This is a genomic window from Streptomyces sp. T028 (assembly GCF_048159505.1).
Taxonomy (GTDB): Bacteria; Actinomycetota; Actinomycetes; order Streptomycetales; family Streptomycetaceae; genus Streptomyces.
In genome coordinates this window covers 132,993-148,757 of the sequence record NZ_JBLRVZ010000050.1, presented here as the reverse complement: position 1 = coordinate 148,757, position 15,765 = coordinate 132,993, and the positions used below count along the sequence as shown (strand labels likewise).

16 protein-coding genes and 1 pseudogene (1 of these 17 cut by a window edge) are annotated in these 15,765 nt (G+C 71.0%); 10 read left to right on the top strand and 7 right to left on the bottom strand.

The window, feature by feature from the left end; all coding sequences use genetic code 11:
* Positions 1-132: pseudogene (locus tag ACLZN2_RS40045) on the top strand (DUF4429 domain-containing protein) (it extends 718 nt beyond the left edge of the window).
* On the opposite strand, the gene ACLZN2_RS40040 reads toward ACLZN2_RS40045, so the two are convergent.
* Positions 133-1,149 (bottom strand): aldo/keto reductase, encoded by a 1,017-nt coding sequence (locus ACLZN2_RS40040; protein ID WP_416984547.1) that lies wholly within the window; start codon positions 1,147-1,149, stop codon positions 133-135. It lies immediately after the preceding pseudogene.
* Positions 1,146-1,640 (bottom strand): MerR family transcriptional regulator, encoded by a 495-nt coding sequence (locus ACLZN2_RS40035; RefSeq protein ID WP_416984546.1) that lies wholly within the window; start codon positions 1,638-1,640, stop codon positions 1,146-1,148. The genes ACLZN2_RS40040 and ACLZN2_RS40035 overlap by 4 nt, the downstream gene beginning before the upstream one ends.
* A gap of 97 nt (positions 1,641-1,737) precedes the next feature.
* On the opposite strand from ACLZN2_RS40035, the gene ACLZN2_RS40030 reads away from it, so the two are divergent.
* Together ACLZN2_RS40030 and ACLZN2_RS40025 are read left to right on the top strand one after the other, a co-directional pair.
* Entirely contained in the window at positions 1,738-2,208 is a 471-nt protein-coding gene (locus ACLZN2_RS40030; protein WP_416984545.1) for a GNAT family N-acetyltransferase, read from the top strand.
* 19 nt (positions 2,209-2,227) lie between these two features.
* Positions 2,228-3,049 (top strand): serine hydrolase domain-containing protein, encoded by an 822-nt coding sequence (locus ACLZN2_RS40025; protein ID WP_416984544.1) that lies wholly within the window; start codon positions 2,228-2,230, stop codon positions 3,047-3,049.
* 137 nt (positions 3,050-3,186) lie between these two features.
* Here the strand turns inward: ACLZN2_RS40025 and ACLZN2_RS40020 are convergent, their stop codons facing one another.
* Positions 3,187-4,062 carry a LysR family transcriptional regulator gene (locus ACLZN2_RS40020; RefSeq protein WP_416984543.1) on the bottom strand — a complete coding sequence of 292 codons (876 nt, stop codon included), beginning with the start codon at positions 4,060-4,062 and terminating at the stop codon, positions 3,187-3,189.
* Positions 4,063-4,184: 122 nt separating this feature from the next.
* Between ACLZN2_RS40020 and ACLZN2_RS40015 the strand changes: the two genes are divergently transcribed.
* Positions 4,185-5,183, top strand: a complete 999-nt coding sequence (locus ACLZN2_RS40015; protein ID WP_416984542.1) for an NADP-dependent oxidoreductase — start codon at positions 4,185-4,187, stop codon at positions 5,181-5,183.
* Positions 5,184-5,331: 148 nt separating this feature from the next.
* On the opposite strand, the gene ACLZN2_RS40010 is transcribed toward ACLZN2_RS40015, so the two are convergent.
* Both ACLZN2_RS40010 and ACLZN2_RS40005 read right to left on the bottom strand, forming a co-directional pair.
* The gene (locus tag ACLZN2_RS40010; RefSeq protein ID WP_416984541.1) at positions 5,332-6,183 is read right to left on the bottom strand and encodes a methyltransferase domain-containing protein; all 852 of its coding nucleotides are present in this window, start codon (positions 6,181-6,183) and stop codon (positions 5,332-5,334) included.
* Positions 6,184-6,442: 259 nt separating this feature from the next.
* Positions 6,443-7,588 carry a glycoside hydrolase family 53 protein gene (locus tag ACLZN2_RS40005; protein ID WP_416984539.1) on the bottom strand — a complete coding sequence of 382 codons (1,146 nt, stop codon included), beginning with the start codon at positions 7,586-7,588 and terminating at the stop codon, positions 6,443-6,445.
* 314 nt (positions 7,589-7,902) lie between these two features.
* On the opposite strand from ACLZN2_RS40005, the gene ACLZN2_RS40000 reads away from it, so the two are divergent.
* Entirely contained in the window at positions 7,903-8,547 is a 645-nt protein-coding gene (locus tag ACLZN2_RS40000; RefSeq protein ID WP_416984537.1) for a dihydrofolate reductase family protein, read from the top strand.
* Between the two features lie 45 nt (positions 8,548-8,592).
* Here the strand turns inward: ACLZN2_RS40000 and ACLZN2_RS39995 are convergent, their stop codons facing one another.
* Positions 8,593-9,249 (bottom strand): pirin family protein, encoded by a 657-nt coding sequence (locus ACLZN2_RS39995; protein WP_416984620.1) that lies wholly within the window; start codon positions 9,247-9,249, stop codon positions 8,593-8,595.
* Positions 9,250-9,952: 703 nt separating this feature from the next.
* Between ACLZN2_RS39995 and fasR the strand changes: the two genes are divergently transcribed.
* The 5 genes from fasR to ACLZN2_RS39970 all read left to right on the top strand — a co-directional run bounded on the left by fasR (position 9,953) and on the right by ACLZN2_RS39970 (position 14,885).
* The gene (fasR, locus tag ACLZN2_RS39990) at positions 9,953-11,158 is read left to right on the top strand and encodes a fatty acid biosynthesis transcriptional regulator FasR (protein ID WP_416984536.1); all 1,206 of its coding nucleotides are present in this window, start codon (positions 9,953-9,955) and stop codon (positions 11,156-11,158) included.
* An 89-nt stretch (positions 11,159-11,247) separates the two neighbouring features.
* Complete coding sequence (locus tag ACLZN2_RS39985; RefSeq protein WP_416984535.1) at positions 11,248-12,165, top strand: ACP S-malonyltransferase; 918 nt, start codon at positions 11,248-11,250, stop codon at positions 12,163-12,165.
* Positions 12,166-12,177: 12 nt separating this feature from the next.
* Entirely contained in the window at positions 12,178-13,179 is a 1,002-nt protein-coding gene (locus tag ACLZN2_RS39980) for a ketoacyl-ACP synthase III (protein ID WP_416984534.1), read from the top strand.
* Between the two features lie 81 nt (positions 13,180-13,260).
* Entirely contained in the window at positions 13,261-13,509 is a 249-nt protein-coding gene (locus ACLZN2_RS39975; protein WP_030040115.1) for an acyl carrier protein, read from the top strand.
* 80 nt (positions 13,510-13,589) lie between these two features.
* Positions 13,590-14,885 carry a beta-ketoacyl-[acyl-carrier-protein] synthase family protein gene (locus tag ACLZN2_RS39970; RefSeq protein WP_416984533.1) on the top strand — a complete coding sequence of 432 codons (1,296 nt, stop codon included), beginning with the start codon at positions 13,590-13,592 and terminating at the stop codon, positions 14,883-14,885.
* A 174-nt stretch (positions 14,886-15,059) separates the two neighbouring features.
* Here the strand turns inward: ACLZN2_RS39970 and ACLZN2_RS39965 are convergent, their stop codons facing one another.
* Positions 15,060-15,554 carry a DUF3145 domain-containing protein gene (locus tag ACLZN2_RS39965; RefSeq protein ID WP_416984532.1) on the bottom strand — a complete coding sequence of 165 codons (495 nt, stop codon included), beginning with the start codon at positions 15,552-15,554 and terminating at the stop codon, positions 15,060-15,062.
* Between the last annotated feature and the right edge of the window lie 211 nt (positions 15,555-15,765).

Here is a 15,765-nt window from a genome sequence, read left to right as displayed (position 1 = left end):
CCCCCCCCCCCACGACGCGATCCCTCGGACATCGCCGAACGGATCAGGCACCTCGGGGAACTGCATCAGGCCGGACTGGTGACCGATGACGAGTTCTCGGCGAAGAAGGCGGAGCTGCTGTCGGAGCTGTGATCACTCGCGGCCGGCCGAGGCGAACCGCATGTCCGCGTAACGGTCGCCTGCCACCTGTGCCGCGATCGGGTCCAGCAGGCCCAGTTCCTCCTCCGTCAGCCGGATCGTGGCCGCCGCCGTGTTCTCCTCCACCCTCGCCGGCCTGCGGGTGCCCGGGATCGGGATCAGCGGGAGGCCGAAGGCCTTGGACTGGTGGTGGACCCAGGCCAGGGCGATCTGGCCGAGGGTGGCGTCGTGGGACTTGGCGACGGCGCGGACCGGCTCCAGGAGGGCCGCGTTCGTCGCCGCGTTCTCGCCGGTGAAGCGGGGCTGCGCACGGCGGAAGTCGTCGGCGGCGAGGTCCTGGGCGGCGTCGGTGAAGGAGCCGGTGAGGAAGCCGCGCCCGAGCGGGGAGTACGGGACCAGGGTCACGCCCAGCTCGGCGGCGGCCGGGACGACCCGGGCCTCGATGTCGCGGCTGAACAGGGACCACTCAGACTGCACGGCGGCGATGGGGTGCACGGTGTGCGCGGCGCGCAGCTCGGCGGCCGTCACCTCGCTCAGCCCCAGCTGCTTGACCTTGCCCTCGCGGACCAGCTCCGCCATCACCCCGACGGTGTCCTCGATCGGCACGTCCACATCGCGCCGGTGCATGTAGTAGAGGTCGATCACATCGACGTCCAGCCGCTTCAGGCTCGCCTCGACGGCCTGGCGGATGTACGGCGCGTCGTTGCGGATGATCCGCCGGGACGGGTCCTCCGGAGGGATCGACAGCGCGAACTTGGTGGCGATGACGACCTCGTCGCGATGCGCCTTGAAGAACGGGGAGAGGAAGCGCTCGTTCTCGCCCGCGCCGTACGCGTCCGCCGTGTCGTACAGGGTGACGCCGAGTTCCAGGGCGCGCTCCAGGGTGGCCCTGGACTCCTTCGCGTCCGAGGGGCCGTACGCGAAGCTCATGCCCATGCAGCCGAGGCCCTGGACGCCGACCTCGGGGCCGCTCTCGCCGAGCCGTGCGGTCGGGATCCTGCTGTCGGTCATCGAGAGGTCCTCTCCCCTTCGTACGCCTGGACGCGCGCGGCGTCCCCGTAGAACATGATCTTCCGGTCGAGCACGGACAGCGTGTCCTGGAGCTCGGCGATCCGGGCCTTGACATCCCTGCGGGTCGCCTCCAGCAGCTCGTACCGCTCGCCGTACGTGCTGTCGCCCTCGCGCACCAGCTCCGCGTACCGCACCATGTCGGCGACGGGCATGCCGGTCAGCCGCAGCTTGCCGACGAGGTCGAGCCAGTCCAGGTCGCGGTTGCTGTAGCGGCGCTGGCCGGTGTGCGAGCGGTCGATGTGGGACATCAGCCCGATCCGCTCGTACCAGCGCAGGGTGTGGGCCGTCAGGCCGGTGAACGCGACGACCTCGCTGATCGTGTAGCTGTCCTGCCCGTCGGGGCGGGGATGCCGCGGTGGTGGCGCGGAGCAGACGTCTGCGGGGCTCGGGGCTTGCTCGGTGGTCACGGGCGTGGTCTGCAACACCGTCATGGCCTCCACGCTATGACCTTGGAGTGGGCTCCAAGCAAGCGGAATCGGTAAGAATTCGGGGGACACGGCCTGATCACGACGGTTAGCGTGCGGGGCCATGACCGCTGTGCGCCGGGCGCTGCCCGAGGACGCCGCCGAAATCCTGCGGCTGCGTCAGGTGTTGATCGACGCCATGGCCGACACCGCCGGGGCGACGGACTGGCAGACCGAGTCCCTGCCCGGGCTGCGGGCCCGGCTCGCCGAGCCCGACGGGGACTTCGGCGCGTTCGTCGTCGACCATCCCGAGCGGGCGGGGGCGCTGGCCGCGCTGGTGGTGGGGACGGTGGAGTACCGGATCGGACGGGCCGGCAATCCGCTCGGCGCCGTCGGGTTCGTCTTCAGCGTCGCCACCGACCCGGAGGCCCGCCGCCGGGGCTACGCCCGCGCGGGCATGGACGCGCTGCTGGCCTGGTTCCGCGAGAGGGACGTCCGCCAGGTCCACCTGACCGCGTCCGCCGAGGCCGAGCCGCTCTACGTCTCCCTGGGCTTCAGACCCAAGCCCGACCCTCTGCTGGAGCTGCTCCTGTGAGGGACATAGGCTCGTCGACATGTCGCTGAAGAGCCTCGCGCTGATCGAGAACTGGCCGGTTCCCTCCGCCGCCGCAGGTGTCGTACGGGCCGACGGCACGGTCCTGGGCACCCACGGTCCCGTCGGGCAGCGCTTCCCGCTGGCCTCGGTCACCAAGCCGCTCGCCGCGTACGCCGTCCTCGTCGCGTACGAGGAGGGGGCGGTGGAGCTGGACGAGCCGGCCGGTCCGCCCGGGGCGACCGTACGCCACCTCCTCGCGCACACCTCGGGCCTCGCCTTCGACGAGCACCGCGTGACGGCGGCGCCCGGGGAGCGGCGGCTGTACTCCAACGCGGGGTTCGAGCAGCTCGGCGACCACATCGCGAAGGCCACGGACATCCCGTTCGCCGAGTATCTGCGGCAGGCGGTGCTGGAGCCGCTGGGCATGAAGGCCACCACCCTGGAGGGCTCCCCCGCCAAGGACGGCGTCTCGACCGTCGAGGACCTACTGCGCTTCGCGGCCGAGGTACAGGCGCCCCGTCTGCTGGACCCGCGCACGGTCGTGGAGGCGATGACCGTCCAGTACCCGGGCACGAAGGGCGTCCTGCCGGGCTACGGCCACCAGAACCCCAACGACTGGGGCCTCGGCTTCGAGATCCGCGACTCCAAGTCCCCACACTGGACGGGCAGTTCGTCCTCACCACGCACCTTCGGCCACTTCGGCCAGTCGGGTACGTTCCTGTGGATCGACCCGGACGCGGGGCTGGCGACCGTCGCGCTGACGGACCGTGCCTTCGGGCCGTGGGCGGTGGAGACGTGGCCGGCGTTCACGGACACGGTGCTGGCGGAGCTGCGGGGCTGAGGGCACCCCTGTCGACGCGGGTCCCGGCGGGGTGCGGGTGCTGCGGCAGCGGCGGCACCCCTGAGGTAGAGCCGCAGGATGCGGCGCAGGGACGACCGTTGGTGCGGTTCAGCGTCAAGCGGGTCGGCTGGGTCCGGTCAGGCGGCCGGGGCGGTCAGGGCGGCCTTGGCAGCCAGCCGGAGATTCCTGATCATCGGATTCGGGTCGCCCTTGCGGCTGACCAGGACGACCTGGCTGGGGGGAGCGCCCTCGATGGGGACGGTGACGAGGTTGGGACGCAGTGAGCTGCGCCGGTCGCCGACCGGTAGCACGGCGATCGCCTCGCCACTCGCGACGAGTTCGAGCTTGTCCTCGTAGCTCTCGATCGGCGGCACACCGGCCCCGAGGATCCGGTAGGAAGCCCAGTCTGCGGTCTCGAACGCGCACGGCGCCGCCTCTTCGCCGGCCAGTTCTTCCGCGGTCACCGACGCGCGGTCGGCCAGGGGATGGCCGCGCGGGACCACGAGCATTCGGGGCTCCTCGTACAGCGGGGTGGTGAACACATCGTCGGCGGCGAGCGGCAGCGGGGCCCGCGCGATCAGCGCGTCGACGCGCCTGTCGGACAGCGCCCCGACGTCGCGGCAGCTCAGATGCCGGGTGACGATCTCGGCGTCCGGGTAACGGCGGCGGAGTTCCCGTACGGCGGCAGTGATCACCAGGTCTTCGACGTAGCCGATGGCGATTCGTACGGTCTGGGCTACGTCACGCACGGCCAACTCGGCCTGGCGGGCGGCCTGCAGCAGGGCTTGGGCCCGGGGGAGGAACGTCTGGCCGGCCGGAGTGAGCCGGGTGCCCCGAGGTGTGCGGTCCAGCAATCGTGTACCGAGATATTTCTCGAGCCGTTGGATCTGGCGGCTCAGCGCCGGCTGGGCCACGTGCAGGTCGGCGGCGGCCCGGCCGAAGTGCTGGTGCGCCGCCACCACGGTGAAGTAGCGCACCAGCCGCAGTTCCAGGTCCTGTCCGAGATCGTTCACCCTTCCAGCGTAGGCGTCATGCCGTTTCGGAATGACGCGGTTGCCGAACCGGTCTTGGACGGCCATGCCGTCCTCGGCCTTGACTGAAGGAGCAACGTTTCCCCGAGAAAGCGACAGGCGCGATGAAGGCGATCCAGTTCCACGACGCGGGCGGGCCGGAGGTTCTGCGGTATGACGAGGTACCGGTTCCCGGGATCGGCCCGGGCGAGGTGCTCGTCCGGGTGCACGCGGTGGGCATCAACCCGCCGGACTGGTACCTGCGTGAGGGGATGAAGGTCATGCCGGCCGAGATGAGGCCGGCGCTGGAGTTCCCGCTGATCCCTGGAACGGACATGTCGGGCGTGGTCCAGGCGGTCGCTCCGGACGTGCTGGGGTTCGCCGTCGGCGACGAGGTCTTCGGCATGCTGCGGTTCCCCGGATTCGACGGCCGGACGTACGCCGAGTACGTGGCCGCGCCGGCTTCCGACCTGGCTCACAAGCCGACCGGTATCGACCACGTGCAGGCGGCTGGGGCGCCGATGGCCGTGCTCACGGCCTGGCAGTATCTGGTTGATCTCGGCCACGACGTGCCGTCTCCTTTCACCGGCCGGGTGCACCAGCCGGTGTCGATCACGCCAGGAATGACCGTGCTGGTCAACGGGGCCGCCGGTGGAGTGGGCCACTTCGCGGTGCAGCTGGCGAAGTGGAAGGGGGCACACGTCATCGCGGTGGCCTCGGGCCGGCACGAGCAGTTCCTGCGCAAGCTCGGCGCCGATGAGTTCATCGACTACACCACGACGCAGGCCGCGGACGTGGTCAGCGGCGTCGACCTGGTGATCGACACCGTCGGTGGCCCGGACAGCTCACGCTTTCTGACCGTGCTCAAGCGCGGAGGCACCATGCTTCCGGTGTTCTTCGCCCAGTACGACCCGGAAGAGACGGCGCGTCTGGGCATCACGGTCTCGAACATTCAGGTGCGTTCCAACGGCCGCCAGCTCGCCGAGATCGGGCGCCTGTTCAACGAGGGCAAGCTCCAGGTCGGGGTGGACAGTACCTACCCGCTCTCCGAAGCGGTCAGCGCACACAAGCGAGCCGCACAGGGCCACATCCAAGGCAAGATCGTGCTGACCGCTGACCGCTGACCGCTGACCGCTGACAAGTGGTGATTGAGTCTCAGCGACACGCCGTGCATGCGGCGTGTCGCTGAGACTGAGCGCACACAACCCGCTCTCGCCGCAGGGGAATTCGCCAACGCGTCCCAGGTGCGTCAGCGCATTCGCCCGCTCGTGGTCACCGAGGCTGGTAGGCGGTGGCCAGCACGGAGACGGTGACCTGGCCAGGCAGGGATCCGTCATCGTTGAGGTCTGCACGGCTCACGTGGCGTGCGCTCGGCGTCATCGCCACCAAGTCCCGGGCATCCAGCCTGGTCAGGGTCGCGGGGTACTCCACCTGTTCGGTGACGGCGGCCTCGAAGAAGGGGTCCAGCGCCCGGTGCAGGCGCTGTTCCTTGGCCGGGTCGATCGTGACCGTCGCAGGCAGCCGGCCGCGCAGCTCGGCCAGGTGCCGCGCGGTGGGACGGACCACGATCAGCCGTCCGGTCGGGCGCAGCACGCGGTGGAACTCGGCCGGGTTGCGCGGGGCGAACACGTCCAGCACGACATCGGCCACCCCGTCGGCCAGCGGGAACGGACGGAAGACGTCCCAGGCCACCGCGGCTGCTCGGTCGTGGGCACGGGCTGCCGAGCGCAGCGCACGCGCCGAAGTGTCCAGACCCAGACCGCGGGCGCCGGGCAACTGGTCGAGTACACCGGCCAGGTAGTAGCCCGTGCCGCATCCCACGTCCACCACCGTGGCCTGCTCGGACACGGCGCCGGCCGCCAGGCGGGCCCCGGCTTTGCGGATGGGCGCGTAGGCGCCGGTGGACAGGAATCGGTCCCGGGCCCGGACCATCGCCGCGTCGTCGCCGCTGGTGGCGCGGGTGCCCGTCAGCAGGCCGGCGTAGCCGTGGCGGGCGATGTCGAAGGTGTGGCCCACCGGGCAGCGCAGCGCGCCACGGTCGGGGTGCAGGTGGCGCGTGCGGCACGTTGGGCAGCACAGCAGGTCGAGGGACAGTTCGAGGGCAGGGAGAAGCGATACGGGCACGGGGCACTCCTGGCGAGGACGAAGGGAAGAGACCGTGCCTGCACGCGCGCTCGGACCGTCACTGCCTCAGCAATGAACGGGCAGCGTCGGGAACGTGGTTCACGCAGCAGGCACACCAAGGAGGGCGACGCCGTCCGGCCTCGCCCTCAACGCCTTCCGATCACAGGAAGCAGCAGTGCGGAATGCTCATGAATGCCACGTCATGAGTCTACGAGCATCGTCGAAGCCCCTCATTCCCCACCGGAGTCGGGAGATTTGGTCAGGAGCGGTAGTGGCCGAGGGTTCGCAGGCCGGGTAGGGCCTTGTCGTCGAAGTCGAACAGGGCGAGGTTCTCCCACGCGTTGCCCGACGTCGGGTCCTCCGGGTTCCAGCCGCTGCCCGCGCGCTGGGTCCACACGCCTTCCCAGTAGCAGTAGCCCAGGCCCTGGCCGTTCGGGACGGCGGCCGCCAGGTCGGCCACCGCGCGCAGCCACGCGGCCTGCCCCGCGGGCGTGGCGGGGTACCCCTCGGTGAGCTGCGAGGGGCTGTTCATGATGTCGTTGATCTCGTCCTCGCTGCTCAGCGTGAACGGGTACGCCGTCTCGGCGATCACGCAGGGCTTGCCGTAACGGGCCGTTATATCGGCCATGTTGGCGGCGGCCTGGTCCAGGGAGCCGTGCCAGAAGGGGTAGTAGGACAGGCCGATGACGTCGAAGTCGACGCCGTGGGAAACGGCGTTGTCGAACCACCAGCGGTAGAGGCCGTTGTCGCCGCCGTTGGCCAGGTGGAGGATGGTGCGGACGCGCGGGGTGGTGTCGCGTGCGGCGCGCAGGCCGGCCTTGAGGAAGGCGGCCAGGTTGTCCCAGTGGTCCCAGTTTCCGGTCGGCCAGAGCATGCCGCCGTTGAGTTCGTTGCCGATCTGTACCAGGTCTGCGGGCGTCCGCTGGCGCCTGAGGGCGCCGAGAACGTCGGCGGTGTGGTCGTAGACGGCCCTGGTCAGGCCCGCCACGTCCAGGTCGGCCCAGGCGGCCGGCTTGGTCTGGTGCGCCGGGTCGGCCCAGCTGTCCGAGTAGTGGAAGTCGATCCAGATGCCGATGCCCGCCCGCTTCAGGCGCCGGGCCAGCGGCAGGATGTGCTCCTTGTTGTTGTAGCCGTCGGCCGGGTCCACCCAGACCTTCAGCCGGGCGTGGGTGATGCCCGCCTCGGCGAGGATGTGGATCGGGTCGTCGAGTCGGCCGTCGGCCCGGCGGTAGACGGCGCCGTGGTCCTCGTTCTTGGGCAGCGAGGAGATGTCCATGCCGCGGATCGGGAGGCGGCGGGGTGCGGCGCTACCGGTCGCGGTGCTTGCGAAGGCCGGTACGGCGCCCAGGGTCGGCACCGCCAGCGCCGCGGCTCCGGCTGCGGTGAGAATGCTGCGTCTGCGCATGTCAAGGGTCCTTTCACAGTGGGGCCCCGTCGGATCCGATCACCCTCCCCTGCCTGCTGCCGCCGCCGCTTTCCGTGAACGTGCACAGACATCCACAGAAGATGACATGGCTGAAATCCGTGGGCTACACGTAGGAAACCTGAGGCCCGATCCGTTGACAAGAGCAGGAAACGATTTTCTGCTGTGCACGCTCACAGAGCCGTGGGACGGGTGGTGACACGCGCTGTGCAGCCGGGTGGCGTCGCGACGATGAGTCCGGCGGTGCCCGCGGGTCTACCTCCTGAACGAGGCAGTCGACTCATCGGGAGTACGCCATGGGACTCATCCACATCGAGATGTTCGCGACCCTCGACCTCGTCGGGCAGTCGCCAGGCGGCCCCGACGAGGACCCGGTGGGGTTCCCGTTCGGCGGCTGGCAGGCGCCCCTGCTGGACGAGGTCGCCGGGACGCAGATCGGTGCCGCGTACGAGGGCACGGACGCCCTCCTGCTCGGCCGGCGGACGTATGACATCTTCGCGGCCTACTGGCCGTACCAGGAGGGGGGCCAGGACAACGAGATCGCCACGCTCTTCAACCGCGTCCCGAAGTACGTGGCCTCCCGCGGCACGCCCGACCTCTCCTGGGCCGGGTCCACGCAGCTCGGCCCGGATCTGGCCGCCGCGGTGCGCGAGATCCGTGACCGGCACGAGAACGTGAAGGTCGTCGGCAGCCTCAACCTGGTGCAGACCCTCCTGCGAGAGAAGCTCTTCGACCGTCTCGACCTCTGGGTCCACCCGATCGTGCTCGGCGTCGGGAAGAAGGTGTTCGACGGTGGCGCCGTGCCCACCAACGTCACCCTCCTCGAACCGCCGGCAGCCGGTCCGAAGGGCACCGTGTACCTGCGCTACGGGCTCGCCGACGGCACGCCCGCGACGGGCGACATGAGCGCACCCGATCGCGGTCTCGGACGTGACGAGTGAAGCCGCTCCAGGAAACCGCCTGGCCAGGCCATGCCTAGGCCATGGCTAGGCCAGTCCCATCTCCCACATCAGCAGCTCCGCGGCCGTCACTCCCACCGCCTCGACGTCCTTCGCGTCCGTGACGCGTGCGGCGTCGCCGGGGGCGAGCTCCACGCCGTCCAGCCGGACTTCGCCGCGCACCACGTGGACGTACACATGGGGCGCGTCCGGCACCGCCGTCCGCTCCCCCGGCACCAGGCGTCGTACGTGGAGCATCGCGCCGGCGTCGGGGACGGCGTAGGGGGTCGAGTCGGCGATGCCGTGGACGATCTCGTACGACGGGTCCCCGCCGGGGTCCAGGGGGGCCAGCCACATCTGCACGAAGGTGAGGGGGGCCGTGCCGTCGTTGCGCTCGACGTGCCGGACGCCGGCGGCCGAGCTGAGGCGCTGGACGTCTCCGGGACGGACGGTGGTCTCGTGCCCCTGCGAGTCGCGGTGGGTCAGCTGCCCCTCCACCACCCACGTCACGATCTCCGTGTGGCTGTGGGGGTGCTCGTCGAAGCCGGCGCCGGGGGCGAGCCGCTCCTCGTTACAGGCGATCAGCGCGCCGAAGCGGAGGTTGTCCGGGTCGTAGTGGGGACCGAAGGAGAAGGCGTGCCGCGTCTCGATGCCGGCCGCCGGGTCCCCTCCGGGATAGCGCTCGTCGGCGCGGCGTACGTCCATCACGGCAACCACGGTAGTCCTGCGCGGCTCTTTCCAGAGCCCGACGTGGCCCTTTCGGGAATCCGGCGTGGCCCTCTCCGGAATCCGGCGTGACCTTTCCAGCTCCGGCCGGGGCTCACCTCCCAGCCCGGCCGGGGGCCCACCTCCAGCCCGGCCGGGGGCCCACCTCCGGCCCGGCCGGGGGCCCACCGTCGCCCCGGCGGGGGGCTCACCTTCCGGCCCGGCGGGGGGGCGCACCTTCCGGCCCGGCCGGGGCTCACCTCCCGGCCCGGCGACGGGCCCACCTTCCGGAGCGGCGGGGGCCCACCTCCCGGCCCGGCGACGGGCCCACCTCCCGGCCCGGCCGGGGCCCCACCTCCGCCCCGGCGACGGGCCCATCTTCCGGAGCGGCGGGGGCCCACCTCCCGGCCCGGCGACGGGCCCACCTCCCGGCCCGGCCGGGGCCCCACCTCCGCCCCGGCGACGGGCCCACCTTCCGGCCCGGCCGGGGCTCACCTCCCGGCCCGGCGACGGGCCCATCTTCCGGAGCGGCGGGGGCCCGCCTCCCGGCTCCGGTCGGCAATCCAGCCCGTCCGGCGTTTGAGGACGAGGCCCGTTCAGGGCCGAAGCGGGGGCCCGGGGGCGGCAGCCCCCGGCGACGGCACCCGGGGCGGCACGACCCCTACGACGCACGCAAGCGCAGCGATAAGGCAGTCTTGTGCACGTGCCCGAACCCGAAGCCACTCACCCCGACGCCGCAGCGCACCCCGCCCACCCGCACCCCGCGACCCTGAAGCGGCTGGTGAAGTCCTCCGGCAGTCTCGCCGCGCAGGCCATCGCGCGGATGGACGAGACGCTGCCGTGGTACCGGGCGATGCCCCCGGAGAACCGGTCCTGGATCGGGCTGGTCGCCCAGGCGGGCATCGCCGCCTTCACGGAGTGGTTCCGGCACCCGGACGCGCCGCAGGCGATCTCCACCGATGTGTTCGGGACCGCGCCCAGGGAGCTGACCCGGGCGATCACGCTGCGGCAGACCGTGGAGATGGTGCGCACCACCATCGAGGTCATGGAATCCGCGATCGACGAGGTGGCGGCCCCGGGGGACGAGGGGGTGCTGCGGGAGGCGCTGCTGGTCTACGCCCGGGAGATCGCCTTCGCCACGGCGCAGGTGTACGCCCAGGCCGCCGAGGCGCGCGGTGCCTGGGACGCGCGGCTGGAGTCGCTCGTCGTCAACGCGGTGCTCAGCGGCGAGGCCGACGAGGGTGCCGTGAGCCGGGCCGCCGCACTGGGCTGGAACGCGCCGGAACATGTGTGCGTCGTACTCGGGACCGCTCCCGACGGGGACTCCGAGCTGACCGTCGAAGCCATCCGGCGGGCCTCCCGGCACGCCAAGCTGCAGGTGCTCACCGGGGTGCTCGGCTCGCGGCTCGTCGTCATCGCGGGCGGCAGCGACAATCCGATCGCCGTCGCCAAGTCCCTGATCGGGCCGTTCGCCGCAGGTCCGGTGGTCGCCGGGCCCGTCGTGCCCGATCTGCTGGCGGCCACCCGGTCCGCGCAGGCCGCCGCCGCGGGGCTCAAGGCGTGTTCCGCCTGGCAGGACGCGCCACGCCCGGTCCTGGCGGACGATCTGCTTCCGGAACGCGCGATCGCGGGTGATCCCAGTGCGCGCGAGCAGTTGGTGGAGGAGATCTACAGACCGCTGGAGGAGGCAGGCTCCGCGCTGCTGGAGACGCTCTCCGTCTATCTCGAACAGGCGAGCAGTCTGGAGGGCGCGGCACGGATGCTGTTCGTGCATCCCAACACCGTGCGCTACCGGCTTCGACGTGTGACTGACGTCACCGGCTGGTCGCCATCCGATGTACGCTCCGCATTCACCCTGCGGATCGCGCTCATCCTGGGGCGCCTCGTCGACGGAGATCCCCAGACGTAGGCTTTTGTCGGGGGTCCACAAAACCCCTTGCCGTTCTTCGTCCCTGTCCCCACGGGCGGCGCTGGCCGTCCACAAGAGAGAGTGTGAGAGTGCTCGTACTCGTCGCTCCCGGCCAGGGCGCCCAGACGCCCGGCTTCCTGACCCCCTGGCTCGACCTCCCCGGTGTCGAGGACCGCCTGCGTGCCCTGTCGGCGGCCATCGACCTCGACCTGGTGCACTACGGCACGAACGCCGACGCGGACGAGATCCGTGACACCGCGATCGCCCAGCCGCTGCTGGTCGCGGCCGGGATCGTCTCCGCCACGGCCCTCGGTGACGTGTCGCCGGGTGCCGTCGCCGGTCACAGCGTCGGTGAGATCACCGCGGCCGCCTTCGCGGGCGTCCTCGACGAGACCGCCGCCCTGACCCTCGTACGGGGGCGCGGCCTGGCCATGGCCGAGGCCGCCGCGGTCACCGCGACCGGGATGTCGGCGCTGCTCGGCGGCGACCCCGAGGTGACCGTGCCGCATCTGGAGAAGCTCGGCCTGACCCCTGCGAACGTCAACGGCGCGGGCCAGATCGTCGCCGCGGGCACGCTGGAGCAGCTCGCCGCGCTGAACGAGGACAAGCCCGAGGGCGTCCGCAAGGTCGTCCCGCTGAAGGTCGCCGGCGCCTTCCACACGCACCACATGGCCCCGGCCGTGGAGACCCTCGCCAAGGCCGCCGCGGATCTGACCCCGGCCGACCCGAAGGTCACCTACGTCTCGAACAAGGACGGCAAGGCCGTCGCCACCGGCGCCGAGGTGCTGGAGCGGCTGGTCGGCCAGGTCGCCAACCCGGTCCGCTGGGACCTGTGCATGGAGACCTTCAAGGAGCTCGGCGCGACCGCGATCATCGAGGTCTGTCCTGGCGGCACGCTGGTCGGCCTGGCCAAGCGCGCCCTGCCCGGCGTCAAGACGCTCGCGCTGAAGACCCCCGACGACCTCGACGCCGCTCGCGCACTCGCCGCCGAGTTCGGTATCGCCTGACAAGGAGCCCTGATGGCGAAGATCAGGCCCAGCAAGGGCCATCCGTACGCGCGCATCCTCGGCGTCGGCGGCTACCGGCCCACCCGGGTCGTGCCCAACGAGGTCATCCTGGAGACGATCGACTCCTCCGACGAGTGGATCCGCTCCCGCTCGGGCATCGAGACCCGGCACTGGGCGAACGACGAGGAGACCGTCGCCGCCATGTCGGTGGAGGCAGCCGGCAAGGCGATCGCCGACGCCGGGATCACCGCCGAGCAGGTCGGCGCCGTGGTCGTGTCCACCGTCTCCCACTTCAAGCAGACCCCGGCCGTCGCGACCGAGATCGCCGACAAGCTCGGCACGGGCAAGGCCGCCGCCTTCGACATCTCGGCCGGCTGCGCGGGCTTCGGCTACGGCCTGACCCTCGCCAAGGGCATGGTCGTCGAGGGCTCCGCCGAGTACGTGATCGTCATCGGCGTGGAGCGGCTCAGTGATCTGACCGACCTGGAGGACCGGGCCACGGCGTTCCTGTTCGGTGACGGCGCCGGCGCGGTCGTCGTCGGTCCCTCCACCGAGCCGGCGATCGGGCCGACGGTGTGGGGCTCCGAGGGCGACAAGTCGGAGACCATCAAGCAGACCGTGCCCTGGACGGACTACCGCGACGGCACGCCCGAGAAGTTCCCGGCCATCACGCAGGAGGGCCAGGCGGTCTTCCGCTGGGCCGTGTTCGAGATGGCGAAGGTCGCCAAGGAGGCGCTGGACGCCGCCGGCCTCACCGCCGACGAGCTGGACGTCTTCATCCCGCACCAGGCCAACGAGCGGATCATCGACTCGATGGTCAAGACTCTCAAGCTGCCGGAGTCCGTCACCGTCGCCCGTGACGTGCGCACCACCGGCAACACCTCGGCCGCCTCGATCCCGCTCGCGATGGAGCGGCTCCTGGCGACCGGTGAGGCGAAGAGCGGCGACACCGCGCTCGTCATCGGATTCGGGGCGGGTCTCGTCTACGCCGCGACTGTCGTTACCCTCCCCTAGGCACTCCGTGCCGGATCATGCGGTCCGGGCACGGAAAGCACCACTGCCACACCCTCTGGAACACAAAGAAGGAGCGCCACCATGGCCGCCACTCAGGAAGAGATCGTCGCCGGTCTCGCCGACATCGTGAACGAGATCGCCGGCATCCCGGTTGAGGACGTCCAGCTGGACAAGTCCTTCACCGACGACCTGGACGTCGACTCGCTGTCCATGGTCGAGGTCGTCGTCGCCGCCGAAGAGCGCTTCGACGTCAAGATCCCGGACGAGGACGTCAAGAACCTCAAGACGGTCGGCGACGCGACCGAGTACATCCTCAAGCACCAGGGCTGATCTTCCGAGCCTCTGGGCTGAACTGCCCCGCCACCCGGCGGTGGCGCCGCTGATTCCTCGTACCGTTGGAGAAAGAATCCGTGAGCCCGACCAATCGCACCGTGGTCGTCACCGGTATCGGCGCAACCACACCGCTGGGTGGCGACGCAGCCTCTACCTGGGAGGGCCTGGTCGCCGGCAAGTCCGGTGTCAAGGTCCTGGAGCAGGAGTGGGCGGCCGACCAGGCCGTCCGGATCGCGGCCCCGGTCGCCGTGGAGCCTCTTGAGGTCATCCCGCGCCCGCAGGCCCGCAAGCTGGACCGCTCGGCGCAGTTCGCGCTGATCGCGGCTCAGGAGGCGTGGAAGGACGCCGGCTTCGAGGCCGGGGCCGGCGCTGTGACATCAGACGCTTCCGCGTCGGGCCCGTCCGTGGACCCCGACCGGCTGGGCGCGGTCATCGCCTCCGGCATCGGCGGTGTCACCACCCTTCTCGACCAGTACGACGTGCTGAAGGAGAAGGGCGTCCGCCGGGTCTCCCCGCACACCGTGCCGATGCTGATGCCGAACAGCCCGTCCGCCAACGTGGGTCTGCTCGTGGGCGCGCGCGCCGGCGTGCACACCCCGGTCTCCGCCTGCGCGTCGGGCGCCGAGGCCATCGGCTACGCCATCGAGATGATCCGTACGGGCCGCGCCGACGTCGTCGTCGCCGGTGGTACGGAGGCGGCGATCCACCCGCTGCCCATCGCCGCGTTCGGCAACATGATGGCGATGTCCAAGAACAACGAGAACCCGCAGGGTGCCTCGCGTCCCTACGACGTGGCCCGCGACGGCTTCGTCATGGGCGAGGGCGCCGGTGTGATCGTCCTGGAGTCCGCCGAGCACGCGGCGAAGCGCGGGGCCCGCGTGTACGCCGAGGCCGTCGGGCAGGGCATCTCCTCCGACGGCCACGACATCGTGCAGCCGGAGCCCGAGGGCCGCGGTATCGCGCACGCGCTGCAGAACCTGCTGGACCGCACCGACCTGGACCCGGCGGAGATCGTGCACGTCAACGCGCACGCGACCTCCACGCCGGCCGGTGACATCGCCGAACTGAAGGCACTGCGCAAGGTCTTCGGCGACGACGCGGACCACTTCGCGGTCTCCGCGACCAAGTCGATGACCGGTCACCTGCTCGGTGGCGCGGGCGGTGTCGAGACCGTCGCGACCGTGCTCGCCCTGTACCACCGGGTGGCGCCGCCGACGATCAACGTCGAGAACCTCGACCCCGAGGCGGAGGCGAACGCGGACATCGTGCGGGGGGAGGCGCGGAAGCTGCCTGTGGAGGGGCGGATCGCTGCGCTGAACGACTCGTTCGGGTTTGGTGGGCACAACGTTGTGCTGGCGTTCCGTTCGGTCTGAGAATTGCCGTGAACGGCGAGTGGCCCGCACCCAGGGTTGGGGGCGGGCCACTCGCCGTTTCGTCGTCTGTTGTCGGCCGACCGCGGGCCGGTGGGGGCTTGTCGCGCCCGCGCGGCGGAGCCGCATATCGATACAGCCCCGCGCCCCTGAAAAGCCGCTGCCCCTCAGGTCGGTCTACACGACCTGGTGCAGCCAGCGGACCGGGGCTCCCTCGCCCGCGTACCTGAACGGCTCCAGTTCGTCGTCCCAGGGCTTGCCGAGGAGCTTGGTGAGTTCGGCCTGCAGGTCCGTCTCGTCGCGCTGGGAACGGACCAGGGCCGCCCTGAGCCTGTCCTCGGGGATGAGGATGTCGCCGTGGATGCCGGTGACCGCGTGGAAGATGCCGAGGTCCGGGGTGCAGCTGTAGCGCTCGCCCTCGGCGGTGGCGCAGGGTTCGGCGGTCACCTCGAAGCGGAGCATCTGCCAGCCGCGCAGCGCGGAGGCGAGCTTGGAGGCGGTGCCGACCTTGCCCTGCCAGGAGAACTCCGAGCGCCAGGTGCCGGGCGCGGCGGGCTGCCGGATCCAGTCGAGGTTGACGCGCGTACCGAGCACCCCGGCAATCGCCCACTCGACGTGCGGGCACAGCGCGCGCGGCGCGGAGTGCACGTACAGAACTCCACGTGTCGTCACCGGGACCTCCGGACAGAGCGGGACATCTTGCAGGCGGGCAGGGCGGCGGTGTCGGGGCAGCCGCGTTGATGGCGAGGCTACCGTGCGGCGGCGCGAGGAGTGTGACGTACCGTCGGTCCCGGTGCCGTGAACGTCCGCCTTTCACTCGGCAGGACGCCTGTACGGGTGTGAAGCGTTCCATCTTGCGGGTCCTGTCTTGTTGCTGTTCCGG

Coding starts and splice junctions, on each gene's coding strand:
- ACLZN2_RS40040 (WP_416984547.1), bottom strand. CDS start 1,149: ATGACCGACAGCAGGATCCCGACCGCACGGCTCGGCGAGAGCGGCCCC.
- ACLZN2_RS40035 (WP_416984546.1), bottom strand. CDS start 1,640: ATGACGGTGTTGCAGACCACGCCCGTGACCACCGAGCAAGCCCCGAGC.
- ACLZN2_RS40030 (WP_416984545.1), top strand. CDS start 1,738: ATGACCGCTGTGCGCCGGGCGCTGCCCGAGGACGCCGCCGAAATCCTG.
- ACLZN2_RS40025 (WP_416984544.1), top strand. CDS start 2,228: ATGTCGCTGAAGAGCCTCGCGCTGATCGAGAACTGGCCGGTTCCCTCC.
- ACLZN2_RS40015 (WP_416984542.1), top strand. CDS start 4,185: ATGAAGGCGATCCAGTTCCACGACGCGGGCGGGCCGGAGGTTCTGCGG.
- ACLZN2_RS40005 (WP_416984539.1), bottom strand. CDS start 7,588: ATGCGCAGACGCAGCATTCTCACCGCAGCCGGAGCCGCGGCGCTGGCG.
- ACLZN2_RS40000 (WP_416984537.1), top strand. CDS start 7,903: ATGGGACTCATCCACATCGAGATGTTCGCGACCCTCGACCTCGTCGGG.
- ACLZN2_RS39995 (WP_416984620.1), bottom strand. CDS start 9,249: ATGGACGTACGCCGCGCCGACGAGCGCTATCCCGGAGGGGACCCGGCG.
- ACLZN2_RS39980 (WP_416984534.1), top strand. CDS start 12,178: ATGGCGAAGATCAGGCCCAGCAAGGGCCATCCGTACGCGCGCATCCTC.
- ACLZN2_RS39975 (WP_030040115.1), top strand. CDS start 13,261: ATGGCCGCCACTCAGGAAGAGATCGTCGCCGGTCTCGCCGACATCGTG.